The sequence below is a fragment of the Sphingobacteriales bacterium genome, from assembly GCA_016700115.1.
GTDB lineage: Bacteria > Bacteroidota > Bacteroidia > Chitinophagales > UBA2359 > UBA2359.
In genome coordinates this window covers 54096-71507 of sequence record CP064999.1, presented here as the reverse complement: position 1 = coordinate 71507, position 17412 = coordinate 54096, and the positions used below count along the sequence as shown (strand labels likewise).

The 17412-nt window shown below is 41.9% G+C and carries 13 protein-coding genes and 1 tRNA gene; 9 read left to right on the top strand and 5 right to left on the bottom strand.

Annotated features, from left to right (window positions below):
• Positions 1-115 precede the first annotated feature (115 nt).
• Positions 116-667 (top strand): hypothetical protein, encoded by a 552-nt coding sequence (locus IPM47_00300; GenBank protein QQS29428.1) that lies wholly within the window; start codon positions 116-118, stop codon positions 665-667.
• Positions 668-718: 51 nt separating this feature from the next.
• Here IPM47_00300 and IPM47_00295 read toward each other — a convergent pair whose 3' ends face one another.
• Both IPM47_00295 and IPM47_00290 read right to left on the bottom strand, forming a co-directional pair.
• On the bottom strand, positions 719-2692 hold the full coding sequence (locus IPM47_00295; GenBank protein QQS29427.1) for an acetyl-CoA carboxylase biotin carboxylase subunit: 1974 nt from the start codon (positions 2690-2692) through the stop codon (positions 719-721).
• Positions 2693-2888: 196 nt separating this feature from the next.
• A complete protein-coding gene (locus tag IPM47_00290) occupies positions 2889-3926 on the bottom strand; it encodes a hypothetical protein (protein QQS29426.1) in 1038 nt (345 codons plus the stop codon).
• A 168-nt stretch (positions 3927-4094) separates the two neighbouring features.
• On the opposite strand from IPM47_00290, the gene IPM47_00285 reads away from it, so the two are divergent.
• A complete protein-coding gene (locus IPM47_00285) occupies positions 4095-5117 on the top strand; it encodes a homocysteine S-methyltransferase family protein (GenBank protein QQS29425.1) in 1023 nt (340 codons plus the stop codon).
• Positions 5118-5170: 53 nt separating this feature from the next.
• Here the strand turns inward: IPM47_00285 and IPM47_00280 are convergent, their stop codons facing one another.
• On the bottom strand, positions 5171-8950 hold the full coding sequence (locus tag IPM47_00280; protein ID QQS29424.1) for a fibronectin type III domain-containing protein: 3780 nt from the start codon (positions 8948-8950) through the stop codon (positions 5171-5173).
• A gap of 377 nt (positions 8951-9327) precedes the next feature.
• On the opposite strand from IPM47_00280, the gene IPM47_00275 reads away from it, so the two are divergent.
• From IPM47_00275 to IPM47_00255, 5 genes are all read left to right on the top strand, one after another.
• A complete protein-coding gene (locus tag IPM47_00275; protein ID QQS29423.1) occupies positions 9328-9501 on the top strand; it encodes a type II toxin-antitoxin system HicB family antitoxin in 174 nt (57 codons plus the stop codon).
• A gap of 80 nt (positions 9502-9581) precedes the next feature.
• Positions 9582-10154, top strand: a complete 573-nt coding sequence (locus tag IPM47_00270) for a hypothetical protein (GenBank protein QQS29422.1) — start codon at positions 9582-9584, stop codon at positions 10152-10154.
• Positions 10155-10312: 158 nt separating this feature from the next.
• Entirely contained in the window at positions 10313-10474 is a 162-nt protein-coding gene (locus IPM47_00265; protein QQS29421.1) for a DUF4372 domain-containing protein, read from the top strand.
• Between the two features lie 78 nt (positions 10475-10552).
• Positions 10553-11032: a transposase gene (locus IPM47_00260; GenBank protein ID QQS29420.1), complete on the top strand. Its 480-nt coding sequence runs from the start codon at positions 10553-10555 to the stop codon at positions 11030-11032.
• Between the two features lie 23 nt (positions 11033-11055).
• A complete protein-coding gene (locus tag IPM47_00255) occupies positions 11056-11955 on the top strand; it encodes an OmpA family protein (protein QQS29419.1) in 900 nt (299 codons plus the stop codon).
• A 16-nt stretch (positions 11956-11971) separates the two neighbouring features.
• Here the strand turns inward: IPM47_00255 and IPM47_00250 are convergent, their stop codons facing one another.
• Positions 11972-12616: a hypothetical protein gene (locus tag IPM47_00250; GenBank protein QQS29418.1), complete on the bottom strand. Its 645-nt coding sequence runs from the start codon at positions 12614-12616 to the stop codon at positions 11972-11974.
• Positions 12617-12777: 161 nt separating this feature from the next.
• On the opposite strand from IPM47_00250, the gene IPM47_00245 reads away from it, so the two are divergent.
• On the top strand, positions 12778-14151 hold the full coding sequence (locus tag IPM47_00245; GenBank protein ID QQS29417.1) for an FAD-dependent monooxygenase: 1374 nt from the start codon (positions 12778-12780) through the stop codon (positions 14149-14151).
• Positions 14152-14766: 615 nt separating this feature from the next.
• Complete coding sequence (locus tag IPM47_00240; protein ID QQS29416.1) at positions 14767-17106, top strand: hypothetical protein; 2340 nt, start codon at positions 14767-14769, stop codon at positions 17104-17106.
• Positions 17107-17232: 126 nt separating this feature from the next.
• Here IPM47_00240 and IPM47_00235 read toward each other — a convergent pair.
• Positions 17233-17306, bottom strand: a tRNA-Leu gene (locus IPM47_00235).
• Positions 17307-17412 lie beyond the last annotated feature (106 nt).

Sequence of the window (17412 nt, the reverse complement as noted above, 5' to 3'; positions counted from 1 at the left end):
GGCTTTCGGGCTAAAATACCACGAGTTTGCAAATATACCCTGACTTAATTAAAATCAGTTATCAGTTTTTGGCTATTTTTACTTATTTTGCAACTTATTTTAAAACAATATTATAATGGGCAAAATAGCTGCGGTAGAAAGTACATTGGGAAAAGTTAAAGATAAAACCGCTATTATCGAACCATATTCAAGAGTAAAAGAAATAGCAGAGTTAGCAGAATATTTACATGTAAGGCATGAAGGATGGAAGGAATTTTATTTATTCAGGAAGTTGAAATCGGGAAAGCATCATTTTATACGTCTGGGTAATAAATTTGTTGAAATCAGGATGAATAAAAATATTGGTGCTTTGTTGGGTTACTTAGACCTCAAACATCCTGGATGGAACAGGTTTGTAATTGTAGAAGACCGTTATGAAAAAAGGCCGTATAAAGATTGTTTAACAGGGATGTTGATAAAGCAAGGGGCGGTTAGCACAAGCATCAATGCAACCAATAAATTGAGATTAGTTGTTGAATTGACAGATACGCATATCGTGGTAAACGAAGAAGAGGAAGCGACTTTAATCAGATACGAATTTGCAAAAAGAGGCAAACAAACTCTGGAAATTATCTGTGAAGATTTTGATGCAGGGTCGTTTAATTCAATTTTTGGGGAGGCCGGCTAATTGGCAGAAAGAAAGTATTTATGATATCAGCCGGCAATATTTTTTATTGTTCTACTCTTTCATTTTCAACAATACAGAATCAGCAGCTACTGTTGTTTTTTCAGCAACATATACTTCTTCTACAGTTCCATCTTCGTAAGCTTCGATGGTATTTTCCATCTTCATACTGGTTAGGACAATCAGCGTATCGCCGGCTTTAACCTTGTCTCCGGACTTTACCATGACTTTTACCACTTCACCGGGCATTGGCGAGATATAAGCCCCTTGGTTTTGCATTACTTGTTTCTCTGGAAAAGGGGAAACCTTTTGCAGAGCAATACTGCCCCAATCTGTTTGATGGAGGTAAATATTTTGAGGGGTTTCTGCAAGGGTAAACCGGAGGTTATGCCGGTTAATGAGACAGGTCAGATAAGGAAAGTTTAGTTCGAGCAATTTTACTTCAAAGCGGGAACCGGCAATGGTTATTTCAAATTGCAGACTTTCGGACACGCTGTAATCAAGTTCGATTTCCGTACTTCCCCAATTAAATACTTCGGTTTGAGGTTGGTAGTAGTTGTTTCTCCAACCCGATGGAATATGCTGAAGAACTTGCTGCACCCCACGGCGGGATTGCCATTGAAATAACAAAGCAGCTATGGCAAAACAATTGATTTTATAGTCGGTAAAATGCTGGGGTTGATAGGTAAAAGATTTACCCAAAAAATGGGTGTCAAAATGACCGTTTATAAATTGTTGATTTTGCAGAATTTGGATGAGAAAGTCCTTATTGGTGGTCAGTCCCAGTACAGCTAATTCCTGAAGGGCACGGCACATTTTTCTGATGCAATCATAACGGTTTGGCGCATAAGCAATAACCTTTGCTATCATGGGGTCGTAATAAATATCTATGACCGAATTGGTTTCGACCCCTGTATCATATCTCATACCTCCGGTTTTTCCGGTTAGCCAAAGATGAATGGTTCCGGTAGTGGGCAAGAAATTGTTGGACGCATCTTCGGCATACAGCCGACATTCAATTGCATGACCGGTTTGTTTCAGTTCTTCTTGTGAAATTGGCAAGTGAAAACCTTGTGCTACTTCGATTTGCATTTGAACCAAATCTAATCCGGTTACTAATTCGGTAACGGGATGTTCTACCTGAAGCCGGGTATTGACTTCGAGAAAGTAAAACCGGTTTTCGGGAGTTAAAATAAACTCCACAGTTCCGGCATTATCATAGCCGATGGCTTTTGCTGCGGTAACTGCGGCGTTTCCCATTTCTTGCCGTAAATGAGGAGTAAGCGCAGGGGAGGGCGATTCTTCAATAATTTTTTGATAACGTCGTTGGATGGAACATTCTCTTTCAAAACAGTGGATGGCGTTTCCATGTTTATCACCAAAAATCTGAAACTCGATATGCCTTGCCGAATCGAAGTATTTTTCGATGAGCAGGGTATCGTCCCCAAAAGCTGCGAGGGCTTCTCGCTTTGCCGCTGCGATGTAATTTTTCAGGTCTTCGGGGTTGCGGACTATTCTCATGCCTTTTCCTCCTCCGCCTGCCGAGGCTTTCAACAACAGGGGAAATCCAATCCGTAGTGCTTGTTCGCATAAGTTTTGAACTGATTGGTCTTCGCCATTATAGCCCGGAATGGTCGGAACTCCTCGCTGTTGCATGATGGTTTTTGCCCCGATTTTAGATCCCATAGCTGAGATTGCTTTTGGGTTTGGTCCGATAAAAATAAACCCTTCGTCGGCACAACGTTGGGCAAAACCGGCATTTTCTGAAAGAAAACCATAGCCCGGATGAATGGCATCGGCTTGAGTTAAACGTGCAGCTTCTATGATTTTATGTTGGTCTAAATATGACTCCGAGGCTTGTTTCCCTCCAATACATACAGCTTCATCTGCCTGCCTGACAAACATAGCCTCATCATCTGCATCAGAATAGATAGCTACAGTAGCAATTCCCATTTGGGAACAGGTTCTCATAATTCTAAGGGCAATCTCGCCTCTGTTGGCAATCAGTATTTTCCGGATTAGATTCATGTCGTTTTTTATTGCCCCAAAAATAGTATAAGCAGTATTATTTTCATAAAAAACGAGAACACTCAAACAAACTCCTTCAGTTTTTTAAGTTGTTTGTGGGGACACAAACAACTTAAAAAGAGGTTGTCTAAAAGAGGCAGCCTGTTTAAATTCCAGACTGAAAGAATCCGGTTATCCTTAAAACAAGCGACTCATTCTATCTCCCCGGTTTATATTTAGAACGTTTCAGGAGTTCCTGCCCGTCGGTTAAAAGCATCAGTTCTTCCGGTTCGACATCGGGGTTTTGCTGCATAAACTTGCGTACAATCTGCCAACCCAACCAAATTCCGGTTTGGCCGGGAGCTTCGGGAGGCATTCCGGCAGTATTTGGGGCCTCGTTGATATACTTCAGGTATTCCATAGATTTGGTGCTGTACAATAAGTCTTTTTCAATAAAATAAGACCACATTTCTTTTTCGTTATCTATACACCATTGCAAACTATTGGCAGAGTATCCGATTTTGAGTGAATCGGGAATATCAGGCAGTGTCAGGTCTAAAAAGTAGAGGGTTTTTCCCTCTTCCACCATCCGGTCAATGAGTTTGACCTCTGTTGTTTTAGGTTCAAAGATCGCTTTAGACCATGCTTTCATAGCGTTAGGGACAATGTATTCAGGACGTAGGCGATAGGTCATGAATTTAGGCAGACCGATAGAAGCATAATAAACAAAATCTTTTCCCAGAAACATGTCTAAACTTATGGCCAAGGTGGTACTGTCGAATGTGGCAGCAGCAGGGCCAAATTCCGAAATATGAGTGATAATTACAGGAACAGGTTTTTCCGGGAAATAGTATTTATAGTATTTAAAGGCGGTGGTAAAATCGTTTTTCATTCCGTCTAAATCGGGATATTTTAGCATAACTGTATCGAACAATGCCCTGAGGTTGCTGTTGGCTATAAAATCTCTCAGTTTCGATTCATACAATCTGCCTGTGTCACGAGGGCTGCGAATAGCCAGCAAATTGTTGATATAAAGCGGGTAAAAGTGGGGATATTTTTGTTCTAAATTTGCAAAACAGGGTTGATAGTCCGTTGTGTCGCAAGAGAATAAGTCTGTTTCAAAACGCTGAATGTTCAAGCTCAAATCTATATGCCGGATATCCGGTTTGCTTTTTTCTGAAGTTTGACAGCCCGACTGAACGGTCATATAAATTAAGCCTGACAGGATTATTCCAAACCAAACTGATTTTTGCATACGATATAACTTTTTGATTGACTAAACGAAGATGATAAAACTTTTGTTTTAGGGTTATATTTTTGTTGGTAAACGTTTTTTATCAAGCATTAACCGGATAGAAGGATGTAGAACGTTTCGGGCAGATTTGTTATTATTAAGGCAACAATTTAAACATTATTTTTTAGTATGACGACAAAAAACAACAGTCTCAGGGAGGCATTACAGGAACGCATTTTAGTGATTGATGGTGCTATGGGCACAATGATACAACACTATCAGCTTACTGAGTCCGATTTCAGGGGAACCCGTTTTGCCTTGCACCCAAAAGACCTTAAAGGCAACAATGATTTATTGTGCCTGACAAGGCCGGATATCATCGGCGACATTCACCGCGCTTATTTGTCAGCAGGAGCCGACATTATCGAAACCAATACTTTTAACAGCACTTCAATTTCACAAGCCGATTACGGGCTGTCAGAACTGGCGTATGAACTGAATGTAGAAGCCGCCCGTATTGCCCGTCATGCTGCAGACGAATTTACCCGGCTATTTCCGGATAAGCCCCGTTTTGTAGCAGGAGCTATCGGTCCCACCAACCAAACCTCCTCGATTTCTCCCGATGTAAACCGTCCGGCTTTTCGTGCCATAACATTTGACCAACTGAAAGAGGCTTATTATGTACAGGCCAAAGGATTGTTAGACGGTGGAGCAGATGCCCTTTTAGTCGAAACCGTTTTTGACACCCTCAACTGCAAGGCAGCGTTGTATGCCATTTTAGATTTGTTTGAACACACCGGGCAAGAATTGCCCATCATGGTTTCTTTTACCATTACCGACCAAAGCGGCCGAACTCTTAGCGGACAAACTACCGAAGCATTTTACAATTCGGTCAGTCACGTTCCTTTATTGAGCATAGGGCTAAACTGTGCTTTGGGGGCTACTGAAATGCGTCCTTATCTGGCAGAATTGGCACGAATTGCGTCCTGCTATATCAGTTGTTATCCTAATGCAGGGTTGCCAAATGCCTTTGGTACCTACGACCAAACTCCTCAGGAAATGTGCGAGATTATTGAAGAGTTTGCCAAAAGCGGATTGGTGAATATTGTAGGGGGTTGTTGCGGCACTACGCCCGAACATATCCGGCATATCGTCAATCACGTTCAGGGTATCACTCCAAGGCAGTTGCCATTGGTTTTGTCTCATATTTAGTCTATACAGGAAAGGTCTGATTTCCGGAAAGTAATTGGCAGCAGGAATCAACTTTATCGCACAACAACTAATTTATGAACGGCAATGGATTGATTGTTTTGAACTAATGCGCAATAATAAACGCCCGGCGTGAGATCATTTACCGGCATTGTTATAGTTTGGTTGTTAACTACCGGAACAGAAGGCAGAACCTCTTGACCCATGATATTGAAAATCCTGATGTCGGCAGGTATTTGACTATCCGGTAAAAACACATTGAGTTGAATGGATTCTGAGGCTGGATTGGGGAATAGAACAATCTGCGGAACTAAAATTTCTGATTTCCCGCCACCCGGCACAATTTCTATAATATAGTCCTCGACTTCCCCCAAATCAAAAACATCACAGGGCAACACATTTCCATCTGTACTTAACGAAACACGCATTCGGGTAAAACCTAAAGGTGCTGTTTCCGGTATATTGACATAACCGGTTGTTGTCAAAGGGGTGGAAGAAAAAATAGAAGATAATGCCGGATTGACCGCACTAAAGACCAACTCTCCGGCATCAAACGCCAAGTTCTGATCATAGTCAATCCATACTTTCCAATGGGTGTCTGTAAGTTTTCGGGGGGTTCCTTCGGTCAAAGAAACAGGTACTTTTTGTTCTTGACCCAGAACTATTGATCCCAGGCTATAGGGATAATAACCGCTATTGTTTCCGCTTTCATGGTAAAAGTCATCGAACGATACAGCATCAATCCATAAATTTCCGGTGCTCATTCCCGAAGATGTACAATATCCGGTACAAAAAGTGGAAAAAAAGTAGGACGGGCTAAATCCAGATACATCGGTACAAGTTGGGGAAAAACCTCCACAGGAAGATTGAACCTGAAACTCGTAATTGGTACAGGGAACTAAACCGTTAAGGGTAAAATAGATACCTGAATGAACAAAGTTTGTCCAACTACTGCTGCCCACAATCCGGTAGCGCACATTGTATTTTTCGGATTCTGCCTGTGCGCCCCAAACTAAAATAGCACTCGAATCGGTTTCACCAACAACGGTCAGCCCAGAAGGGGTGTTACAGGCCGGCGCAGTTTCCATCAGAACGGTATAACTGTAATCGCTGTTGATTCCTCCCGCACAGGTACTTCTTACGCGTATTTCGTAGAAAGCTGCGGGGTTAAGAGCCGGAATATTATAGAACAGACTACTGACAAAGGTGCCGCTTCCCCAGGAAGTAGCACCATAAGGACGGTGTTCTACCCGATAAGATACTGCATCATCTTCAAGTTCCCAATTTATCTTGGCACAGGCAGCAGTGGCATCTGCAACTACCAGCCCGTTGGGGGGCATACAGCTTGCGGCTGTTGTAAACTGAACCGAAGGACTAAAAATGGGGCTTGTACTTCCACCAATGCAAACCGTTTTTACCCGAACTGTATAAGTAACACTGAGCAGCAATTCAGTCAGGTTGATTTCATCTTCATAGGTAATCAGCATGGTTTCTGCTGTGGGACTCGAAGTCGGAGCATAATAAACAAGAAAAGCGGAGGCGTTATCGCCTCCGTCCCATTTGATAACGGCGCTGTATTTTTCAATTTGATCTACTGTCAGTTCAACCGGAGGCGGACAGGATGTATAGGTTGTAGTAAATGTGGTTGTGATAAAAGTACTGTTATACCCGTTAGAACAAGCGTTCTGGAGAAAAACTTCATAAGTTGTTCCTACAGTCAGTTGTTGCAATGCGATTGAAGTGCCGCTATAAAAATAGATTTCATTACTCCATGTTTCGCTGCCAACGGGCCGGTATTTGATGTTAAACAGGGCTCCGGTTTGGGTACTTGTCCAGTTTAGATTGACGGTGTTGTAACTTACGCCGCTTGCTGTAAGGCCGGAAGGTGGGAAGCATAAAATTTCTTCGGTTCCGGAAATATTGACATTGTCCACATAAAGACGATTGCCATTGAGGCATTTATTGGTAAACCCGATGATGAGGTCATCACCGGCATAATCGGAGAGATTTATGCTCTCAGACTGCCAATGACTGCAATTTGAGGGTGTCCAGGAGGAAGAAACGGGAGAAACAGTGGCTAATTGTTGCCCTTGTTTAAAATAAAGGGTTTTGAAACTCTGCCCGCAATCGTTGGAAACCACCAACCGCAGTTGGTCGCTGGGGTTGGTATTATACATGGCATAAGATACATCAAAACTGATGGTTGCTGTGGTATAATTAAACAAACTAACCGCAGTAAAAACCCAGTCGTTTTGTCCAAGCGAGCCGTAGGTTCTGTTGTCAATCCGCATGGCTTTTGTTCCGTTAGCCGTACAACCGCCAACTGTGGCTTGTTGCCAGGTAATGCCGTTGTCGGGGTTTACCATCAACCAATTATTGTTGATAGATGAAGCCAGTTCAAAGTTTTCGGTAAAAGGCAGGCTGTTATTGGCTATTTTGTGAAAGGTTTTGGAAGCACTGTCATTCGATGGATTTTGATCCGCCCACATATCGGGCAAAGAGGTGTAGGCGGTAAATGTATAGGTGCCATTTGTCAAACTCAATCCTGAATCAATCAACACATTGGTTTCCTTTCCGGGCTGAAGTGTTCCCGACCAATTATACAGATACAGGTTGCCATTTACCTGATAATTGATTTTGGTGGTATTGATCACAGTATTGCCGAAGTTTTTAAGCGTAACTGTAGCCTGTCCGTTGCAGGTAAATTTATCAGGGGTTACAATAGCAGTAATTCCAACATCCTTGGTGAAATTAGTGTTGCAACCATTAGATTCCAATAAGGTTCCGCGGATTGCAGTAAGGGAAATTCGCATCCGGTCTTTTTGCCCCAGAGTAAAAACAGTTTGACAATACCGGTTGCCATAGTCCATATAGTTTTCTATCATATCGTTTTGGTCGCCTATTCCGCCCATATTAACCGGACGAAACGGGTTGCGACTGTTAACATCATGTGGGTCGGTCGTACAACTGTTAATGGCATTACAAAATGAACCGTTCGACAGTGCATCCGGAGGAGTATCGCATACAAAGTCACCCTGATAGCGACAATCGAAGTTGGTACAACCCATATTGAACGTATGAAACAGGTTGAGATAATGTCCTATTTCGTGAATTAATACTTTTGAATTGTCAGAACCGGTACCGAAATAGTCCTGCCGCATGACTACACCATCGCGGTTGGTTCCATGCCAACCGGCAGGAGGAGCATATCCTGCATAGGAATATACATTGTTCTGCACATCAGCGATAGTATGTGGCAACCATATATTGCAATAGTTGTAGCGGTTCCAACCGGTGGTAAATTTCATGATGCTGTCGTTCACCGGAAAATCGAGATAGGTGAAAGCAACCGACCCGTAACGGGTGATTCCGGTCGTTGTATTACCAAAAGGATTAGTGGTGGCCAGGCAAAACTCAATGTCTATATCTTCACCGGTTGCCGGGTCATAAACCCCTGTATTGCTAAAACTCTCATTTAAATAATTTATAGCAGCATACACCTGAGAATCGGGTATATTGGTAATTTTGCCAACACTGCTGTCAGGGTGATGTATAATATGAACCACAACCGGTATGGTATAAACTTTTGTGCCGGTACCTGACTTATTTAACTCTCCTGCCGCGCGTTTGTCCCAAAGTTTCTGTGTGGCATTGGCAATGATTTCATTTTGTTCGGCAAAACGGGCAGCATATCCGGCATCGGTTGCAAGCCATTGGCTTTGCATTAAATCGTTTGCACAGGGTACAGTTTGTGCATGTAAAGAATAAGAGAACAGAGTAAACAGTAAAACAAAACAAGAGTAACTTATTTTGCGAAAAAACAACGGAAATTTCATGTATGCCGTTTTTGATCGTGCAGAGGTGCCGGTTTTTGGTGCAATTAATGTTATAGAAGGGAGAGATCAGCAAAAACACCACAAATGTAAGAACTGATAAGATATAATGTTGCACCTCCACAAAACTTGTTCCAAATTTTGACCCTTTTTTGAACAGGAATCAGCGGCCGTATGATTTTACGCATATTGCAGTCAGATGAATAACATTAACAACAAATCCGGGCATGGTATAGAAACGCGGCAGGCAAGAACAGATTTATTGTTTTTTGGAATAAAAAAACGGAGAATCGGGCATAAATGACTAAATTTGCCGTGTTTGCTACAAACCGACATAACGTTAATAGTGGAAAGTACATAAAATCAAATTTTATCTCGGAATGAAAATAAAAGTAGTGGTTCACGAGGCCGAAGAAGGCGGTTTTTGGGCGGAGGTTCCTGCCATACCCGGTTGCATGACGCAAGGAGATACTTACGATGAACTTTTGCAGAATTTATACGAAGCCATAGAAGGGTGTTTGTTGACAGATGGGGGGCTTTGGGTTTTGTGCTGATTTTTTTGTTTGCAAACCTTATAGGTTTGGCAAACCTATAAGGTTTTAAAAGCATAATTTTCACAACAAACTAAATAATCATGCCTCCCTATCGCGATAGTTTTAGTCCGAACAATTACTATCATGTGTGGAATCATGCCGTGGGCAGCGACTTCTTGTTCCGGTCTGACGATAACTATCGTTTTTTTCTGACAAAGTATTCGCACTACGTTGCTCAAGTTGTAGATACCCATGCCTATTGTTTAATGCCCAATCATTTTCACTTCCTGATATATGTACCCGAAGAAAAGCGGTTGTGCCGTTATGCCGAAGCCGTAAATATAACCTTTTCCGGTACGCATCAACTCGTGATGCAACGTTTTTCCAATTTATGCAACAGTTATGTGAAGGCGTTTAACAAACAGCGCGGGCGACGAGGCGCATTGCTCGAAGATTATATTAAACGGCAAGTCGTACCCATAGACGAGTACTATGCCAACCTGATGCCCTATATTCATAACAACCCCGTAAAAGACGGCTTTGTAAAACACCCCGAAGAGTGGATTTACAGTTCTTTTAATGCTGTTTTGTCTGAAAAACCTTCTCTGTTAAACCGCGATGAAGTATTGAAATGGTTTGGCGCAAAAGAACACTTTTTGAAATCACATTTTTGAAAACCTTATTTACAAACCTTATAGGTTTGGCAAACCTATAAGGTTTGTACGATATTTAATATAAACTATCTCTAATAACCGACAAAAAATAAATTAAGGAGCTACCCTTCAGGGTAAGTTCCTTTTTTCATATTTTGGTTCTACTACAAACTAAAGATATGAGAAACAAAGATAAGCATTTAGTCGGTCAGCCGATATTCAAACAGTTATTAGAATTTGTTCCACGCAACAAATTTGATTTGCTTGTTAATAAATACCAATCAGATCATTATTACAAGACCTATGATTCGTGGACACAACTTGTTACGATGTTATTCTGAATATTGAGTTGATGCGATTCTATGGGTGAAATCTGTGATGGTATGCAGGGTTTATCAGGCAAACTCAATCATTTGGGCATGGATAAATCACCGGCAAAGAGTACGGCAGGCGATGGTCTTAGAGGTCGAGACAATGAATTTTACCAAGCCGTTTATTTTATGTTACTCGAGCATTTTAAGCCTATTTTGTCGGTCAGCCGGATTGGGAATGTCTCCTTTTCCAAACTTTTCATTTTCGATTCAAGTACGATACGCCTTTTTTCGAACATTATGAAAGGAGTTGGTCGCAATCTCAAGAATGAAGGGAAGAAAAAAGGCGGACTGAAGGTTTATATGATGATTGATGCCCACAGTGATACGCCAGAGTTTGTAAAAATCAGTGAAGCCAAACAGCATGACAAGAATTTTCTGCAATATTTGCATCTGTCGCCTCACAGCATGGTTGTTTTTGACAGGGCTTACAACCATTATCTTCAAATTGTCGTATTGGACAAAACAAATCTGATAAAAAGTATTATTTCCAGCATTTGTGGAGCAATATTTGGTTTCAATATTTAGTTTTGCAATTAAAAATTAACACAATGAAAAAAATACTAATTATTACTCTGGCATTGCTAACCCTATCTGCATGTGCGGGGAAGAAAAAGGTGAAAACAGCCCAACAAAAAACACAAGAGGTTAAAGCTTTGCTTGACAGAGCAAAGTCCGACCTGAACGACTGTGAGACAAAAACCATCACTTTGCAGGCTAATCTGAAAGCCAAAGAAGCACAATTGCAGGCCAAAGATGATGAGTTGCAGAACAGAATGAATCGCATCAACGATTTACAGGCCGAGATTGACTACCTGAAAAAAACCAATACCAATTTATTGGACAGATTGTCTGATTTATCGGTCATCAGCAAATCAGGTGCCGAAAGCATTCGCCGGTCTTTAGATGCCATTAACGACCAAAGCCGCTACATCAAAAACCTGAACGACAATATTCAGCGAAAAGATTCTCTCAACATTGCTTTGGTAACCAACCTCAAACGATCTTTGGGAAATATCTATGATGAAGATGTTACTATTGAAGTCAAAAAAGGGGTAGTTTATGTGTCTTTATCCGACAAACTTTTATTCAGGTCAGGCAGTGCTGAAATATCTACTGCTGCCGAAGCAGTTTTGGGTAAGATTGCAAAAATTGTAAACGACTATCAGCAACTCGATATTTTGGTGGAAGGGCATACAGACAGTGTTCCTATCAATACCTCGTGCATGGCAGATAATTGGGATCTTAGCGTTAAGCGTTCTGTTGCGGTGATCCGTATGTTGCAAAACAGATTTGGAGTAGCGCCCTACCGAATGACTGCAGGCGGCCGCTCTGAGTTTGTACCAAAAACCACGAACGACACTGCGGACGGCCGGAAACTGAACCGCAGGACAGAAATCATCATTACTCCTAAGTTGGACGAGTTTTTCGAACTTTCTGTTCCGAAGTAATAACCGGATTTTTAGATCAGGACAAACTTTGAATCTCCCGAAGCATGTTTTCACGGGCCTGTGCCTCAAACCTGTTAAGAAAGGGAGGTGTGTAGTACAAAGCAGGTTTTGAAAGCAACTGCTCTAAAACTTTTTTTCGACCGGGGCGATACATGAAATCCGGGATGAACCGGTATTCTTTACGGATAGCATTTGAGTATTGGTCGTATTTTTCGGGTTTTGCTCCCAAAATGGCAAGGTCAGCATCTAAAAAGTAAAGAAAATCGGGCAATGAGCCGGCTGGAGCGATATGGGTTTGAGTGGCTACAATTAACTGTTCAGTAAGCAAAATCAGGTCTTCCTGAATTTTGAGTTGCTGCATCATTTTTCGGGCATACTTTGCGCTGCGGTGCTCATTGTCTTTACGCAGTGGATTATAGACTATATCGTGATAAAATACAGCCCAATATACCGCTTCGGGAGCAGTTAGTTTTTCGGCTACTTTTTCCAGCAGTAAAAACAATTGACAAAGGTGTTTAGCTGTGTGGTAAAATCGTCCTTTTTGGGCATATCTTTTTAAGATGTCGTTAAAAATGGGGCGATGTTCCTCCAAAGTGGTTTCGCATTTTTGCATTAACTTTGACCAATTATTCCCTAAAACATCTTCAATTTGATTGTTCATGTTCAACAAATAGTCCTTGTTTTTAAATCAATAACCTGTTTTTTGCTCAGAAGTATCAGATATCTTTCCATCGTATATCTGCCATCGGCAAAACACAGCAATTATGTTTCCCCGATTTTTAACCTCATAATAACAGTTCACCTTTACAAATTGTCCTATCCATGGAAAATATTTCAATAGCCGGGGCCGGCCTGGTTGGGTCTTTGTTAGCCATGTACCTTGCAAAACGAGGTATGAATGTAGATGTTTATGAACGCCGTCCGGACATGCGCAAACAAGTTGTTGACGGAGGAAGATCCATCAACCTTGCTTTGAGCGACAGAGGATGGAACGCCCTCGAAGAAGTGGGGGTTGCCGATACCATTCGTAAAATTGCAATTCCCATGTTTGGCAGAATGGTTCACAACACAGACGGCAGTCTGTCTTTTCAACCCTATGGTAAACAAGGGCAATCCATCTTTTCCGTTTCAAGAGGAGAGCTAAACAAAACCTTGATGGATTGTGCAGATTCTTTTGACCATGTAAAGTTTCATTTTAACCAACGTTGTACCAAATTAGACCTGAACACAACAACCATGTATATGCAAAATCAAGATACAGGTCAAACCGTCAAAGTAGAATCCGATTTGATATTTGGGGCTGATGGTGCTTTTTCGGCAGTGAGAGGAAGTATGCAATATACCGACCGTTTCGATTATGCTCAAGATTATATTGACCATGGTTACAAGGAGTTAACCATCCCTCCGGGTCCTAACGGAACCTGGCTTTTGGAAAAAAACGCTTTGCATATCTGGCCAAGAAAAACCTTTATGCTCATTGCCCTGCCTAATACGGATGGTAGTTTTACCTGTACGCTTTTCCTTGAGTTTGTAGGAGAGCCGGGTTTCGACGACCTCAACACTGAAGATGAGGTAAACGCTTTTTTTGACCATTATTTTCCCGATGCCAAAGCGCTCATGCCCACTTTAATAGAAGATTTTTTTCAAAACCCCACCTCGTCTTTGGTGCTCATCCGTTGTAATCCGTGGGTTTACGGCAGCAAAGTGGCACTGATTGGAGATGCTGCCCACGCTTTAGTACCTTTTTACGGACAGGGTATGAACTGCGGGTTTGAAGATTGTAGCGTGTTAAATGGCATTCTCGACCAACAAACGCAAAATGGCGGGCAAATCAGTTGGCCATCTGCTTTGTCGCAGTATCAAAAATCACGAATTCCCGATGCCAATGCTATTGCAGAGTTAGCCCTTCGAAATTTTGTAGAAATGCGGGATCTGGTAGCCGACCATGATTTTTTACTCCGCAAACAAATAGAAAAACGCTTGAATGAGCAATATGAAGACCGATACATTCCTTTGTATTCGATGGTTACTTTCAGTCGTCATCTTCGCTACTCAGATGCTCTGAGAATTGGCAAACTTCAAGACCAACTGTTTGCCAAAATTATGGCAATTCCCAATGTAGAAGAACAATGGGATAAGGGGATGCTCAATGAGACCCTGAATCAATATGTGGATGAATATTTTAGGCAGGTGTGAGCGCATTCTGAGTTTCAGACCTTTTCTTGTCTATTGCCCGAATCTCGCATTTGTTGGATGACAGATTGCACAGATTTTAGTATAAGAATCATCCAAATATCCTTCAAATCTTTACATCAGTATAATCCGTGATACAGAAAAAGACAAAAAAAGCAAGCATTTGTATTATTGATTGATATATTTTTTGTAGGTTTGCTTTCCAAACAATAATATATTAATAGCCATAGATGAAATGCCTCTTTAATGATAGCTGTATCCTCCTTAAACAAGTTAATGGTACTTTTTGCTGTCTTGTTCTTTGCAAAAGCCTAAAATGTTTTTGCCAAACAACTTAATACTGCCTCATTTTGGAGACCCAATGAACGGTTGGAGATGGATATGCTATTTGCAAAAAAAAGGAGCGATATATAAGGAACGGAAGTGCAGATTTGGAAAATACCCAATTTGATTGTACTGGAGAGTTTTTACCATGATAGTCCCGAATAAGTGGCTTTGCCCTAAATCGTATCAATAGCATCACATGTTTGACAAAATATATGCCGACTAACCTAAAAACTAAGTAATTTATTCCCGATTCCTTCACCACTTTTTTTTTTAACTATAAAACATTGTTTTATGAAAAAAGGAATGTTGTTTTTTGTGGTAGCGACAGTTAGTTTATTGTTGTTGTTTAACCGATGTATGTTTGATGATGCGGAATCTTTGTATGACGGACCTGCCTATATTTCCTCGTTAAAGGTTTATGGCCTTGTGAACGACAAAGACGGCAACCCTATCGGCGATGTGCTTATTAAAACCGAAAACGCTGCAGGTCAGTACATCTATACCTATACCGATACCCTGGGTGCGTTTTACTTTGAGCATGTTCGTGCCAAAAACAACCGCATTGTTTTAGAGGCAGACAAGGAAGGTTATTTTCACAAATCGTTTGCCGCTACTTATGCAAATAAAGACGCTAAAGTACGTTTTGTGATGAATGACAAATCAAAAACTTCATTCATGTCTGATGTGGATAATGCAATAGCAATTTCGGATAAAGCATCTGTCTATTTTGAAGCGAACAGTTTTGTAACCCAAGCAGGAACACCTTATAACGGGGAGGTTCAAATAGCTTATACCTATGCCGACCCCCAAAGTCCTTTTTTTAGTTTGGTCATGCAGGGCGGCGATTTAAGAGGGATTGACGATAACGGGCAGGTGCAGCACCTGATTTCTTACGGAGCTTTGGCTGTAGAAATTAGCAGCAATGCCGGCGTTCCCTTAACCTTGGCAGAAGGGAAAACCGCCACTATCGAGATGATTGCCCCCGAAGATCAAATGGCAAATGCCCCAGCCACAATCCCTCTGTGGTATTTCGACGACATAAAAAATGTTTGGGTCGAAGAGGGTTATGCCGTTCTTCAGGGCAACAAATACGTCGGACAGGTAAGTCATTTTTCTTGGTGGAATTGCGACGACCCGGTTTCTCCCAACACCTTTGTAACTGGAAAAGTGTTTGACTGTTCCAATAACCCGTTGGCAGGAATTGCGGTACGTGTCGGCCCGGTTACCGCCTACACCGATTCTGATGGAATTTACAAATCCAATGTAGCAAGCGGATTAACATTTAGTGTTTCTATAGATTCGATCCTTAGCGGAGGTTTAACTTCTCCGATTATAACAGCCCCCGCAGTTCCTGCCGGAACAACCAAAACACTCGAAAGCATAACAACTGTCTGTCCTGCAACGGTAAGCGGAAATATCAATATTTGCGCGGGTAGCTCTGTTTATGTTTATATCTCAACACCTGGCGGTTTTTGGACGGATTTAAAACCGGTTTCATTGCCCCTTAATTTGCCGGTCATTGGGGGCACTGCTTATAATATGGAGTTTAGAGTCAACACGACTCATTATACTTCTGTGTATAATTATGCCATTCCGCCTTTAAGTTCGGGACAAAATTACAACCTGCCTTCCAACATAGAGGCGGGATGTCCGGTTAATGTATCGGGTAAGTTGGTTGATTGCATGAACAATCCGGTTGCCGGTCATGTAAAGGCATTATTTTCGGGCAATCAATCCGATGTTAACGTAGGTTCTGACGGGTTATTCGAATTCTATGTACCGGCAGATGCTTTTATTGACATCACGGCGACCCGCACATTTCCCAATTCTTTTACAGAAACAGTTACCGCCTCGGTTCAAACCTCATCTGATGCAGATAGTTATGTCGTACCTCCTTTCCAGGTTAGTTGCCCTTCCACACTTAACGGGTCGGTTGTTACCTGTTCAGGTACGCTTGTTGCAAGTACGGTTAAGTTTTCGTGGGCAGGTCAGAACAAGTTTGTATCAGCTCCTGGCGGTTACTTTTCGATTCAGGTTCCGGGGGGCAAAATGATTGACGTTAGCGTGCAAGAGTTTATTGTTACAGGCTTCTTTAGTGACCAAACTACGGTCTATACCATTGACAATCAAGCAACGGATATTTCTTTGCAGTTGTGCGAAGAGGTTGATTGTCCGGTTGCAGGATTGCAATATACGGCAAACAGCAACACAACCGAACTTCCCGGCCTCTCTACTTTCAATACTGCTACCACGTTAACCCTGCCCCTTACTACTCAAATTCAGGGTGTGCACAACATGACTCCTTATGATGTACCTTCCGGCTATACTGTTGTAAATGTTACCGACGGACCTTACAGTTTCTCTCTGATGCTGCCTCAACCCATCCAAACCGGCACTTACGATATAGCAAGCTACCCCGAAGTTGCTTTCGGCCATCCTATCGGTGTCATGTTGGTCAATAATACTACTCCCACGTTTATTTTAACGCAAGGCCAGATTTATATCACTCAGGCTTCGGGAAATTCTTTGTCCGGTAATTTTATCGGCTCAATCGGTTCTCTCGTAGGAGTTTCTCAAGTGGCAACGCCTGCCGTTTTGGTTTTAACCGGTAATTTCTGTGTGTCCAACTAATCCGATTCTATCGCTTAGTGTCGGGGAAATCTTCTGACGACAAACCGGATATCTCTATAACAAGAGGGGGGCAACTCCCTCTTGTTTTATGATGCCAATACATCGTGAAACGATAAAAACTGTTTGTGCTTCGGGCGGGAGTCGAACCCGCACTGGTATGCTCCTGAAACATATGCCTCTGCCAGTTGGGCTACCGAAGCCTGAGTTAGGTTAATAATTACGAAAGGCAAATATAGCTTTTCCTGTTAAAAAGACCTATCGTTCGAAAAATTTTTCTTTGTATTTAGTACCGCGTTGACCGTAATC

Excerpts from the sequence above, each read along its gene's own strand:
- IPM47_00300 (QQS29428.1), top strand. The coding sequence starts at position 116 with ATGGGCAAAATAGCTGCGGTAGAAAGTACATTGGGAAAAGTTAAAGAT.
- IPM47_00295 (QQS29427.1), bottom strand. The coding sequence starts at position 2,692 with ATGAATCTAATCCGGAAAATACTGATTGCCAACAGAGGCGAGATTGCC.
- IPM47_00290 (QQS29426.1), bottom strand. The coding sequence starts at position 3,926 with ATGCAAAAATCAGTTTGGTTTGGAATAATCCTGTCAGGCTTAATTTAT.
- IPM47_00285 (QQS29425.1), top strand. The coding sequence starts at position 4,095 with ATGACGACAAAAAACAACAGTCTCAGGGAGGCATTACAGGAACGCATT.
- IPM47_00280 (QQS29424.1), bottom strand. The coding sequence starts at position 8,950 with ATGAAATTTCCGTTGTTTTTTCGCAAAATAAGTTACTCTTGTTTTGTT.
- IPM47_00275 (QQS29423.1), top strand. The coding sequence starts at position 9,328 with ATGAAAATAAAAGTAGTGGTTCACGAGGCCGAAGAAGGCGGTTTTTGG.
- IPM47_00270 (QQS29422.1), top strand. The coding sequence starts at position 9,582 with ATGCCTCCCTATCGCGATAGTTTTAGTCCGAACAATTACTATCATGTG.
- IPM47_00265 (QQS29421.1), top strand. The coding sequence starts at position 10,313 with ATGAGAAACAAAGATAAGCATTTAGTCGGTCAGCCGATATTCAAACAG.
- IPM47_00260 (QQS29420.1), top strand. The coding sequence starts at position 10,553 with ATGGATAAATCACCGGCAAAGAGTACGGCAGGCGATGGTCTTAGAGGT.
- IPM47_00255 (QQS29419.1), top strand. The coding sequence starts at position 11,056 with ATGAAAAAAATACTAATTATTACTCTGGCATTGCTAACCCTATCTGCA.
- IPM47_00250 (QQS29418.1), bottom strand. The coding sequence starts at position 12,616 with ATGAACAATCAAATTGAAGATGTTTTAGGGAATAATTGGTCAAAGTTA.
- IPM47_00245 (QQS29417.1), top strand. The coding sequence starts at position 12,778 with ATGGAAAATATTTCAATAGCCGGGGCCGGCCTGGTTGGGTCTTTGTTA.
- IPM47_00240 (QQS29416.1), top strand. The coding sequence starts at position 14,767 with ATGAAAAAAGGAATGTTGTTTTTTGTGGTAGCGACAGTTAGTTTATTG.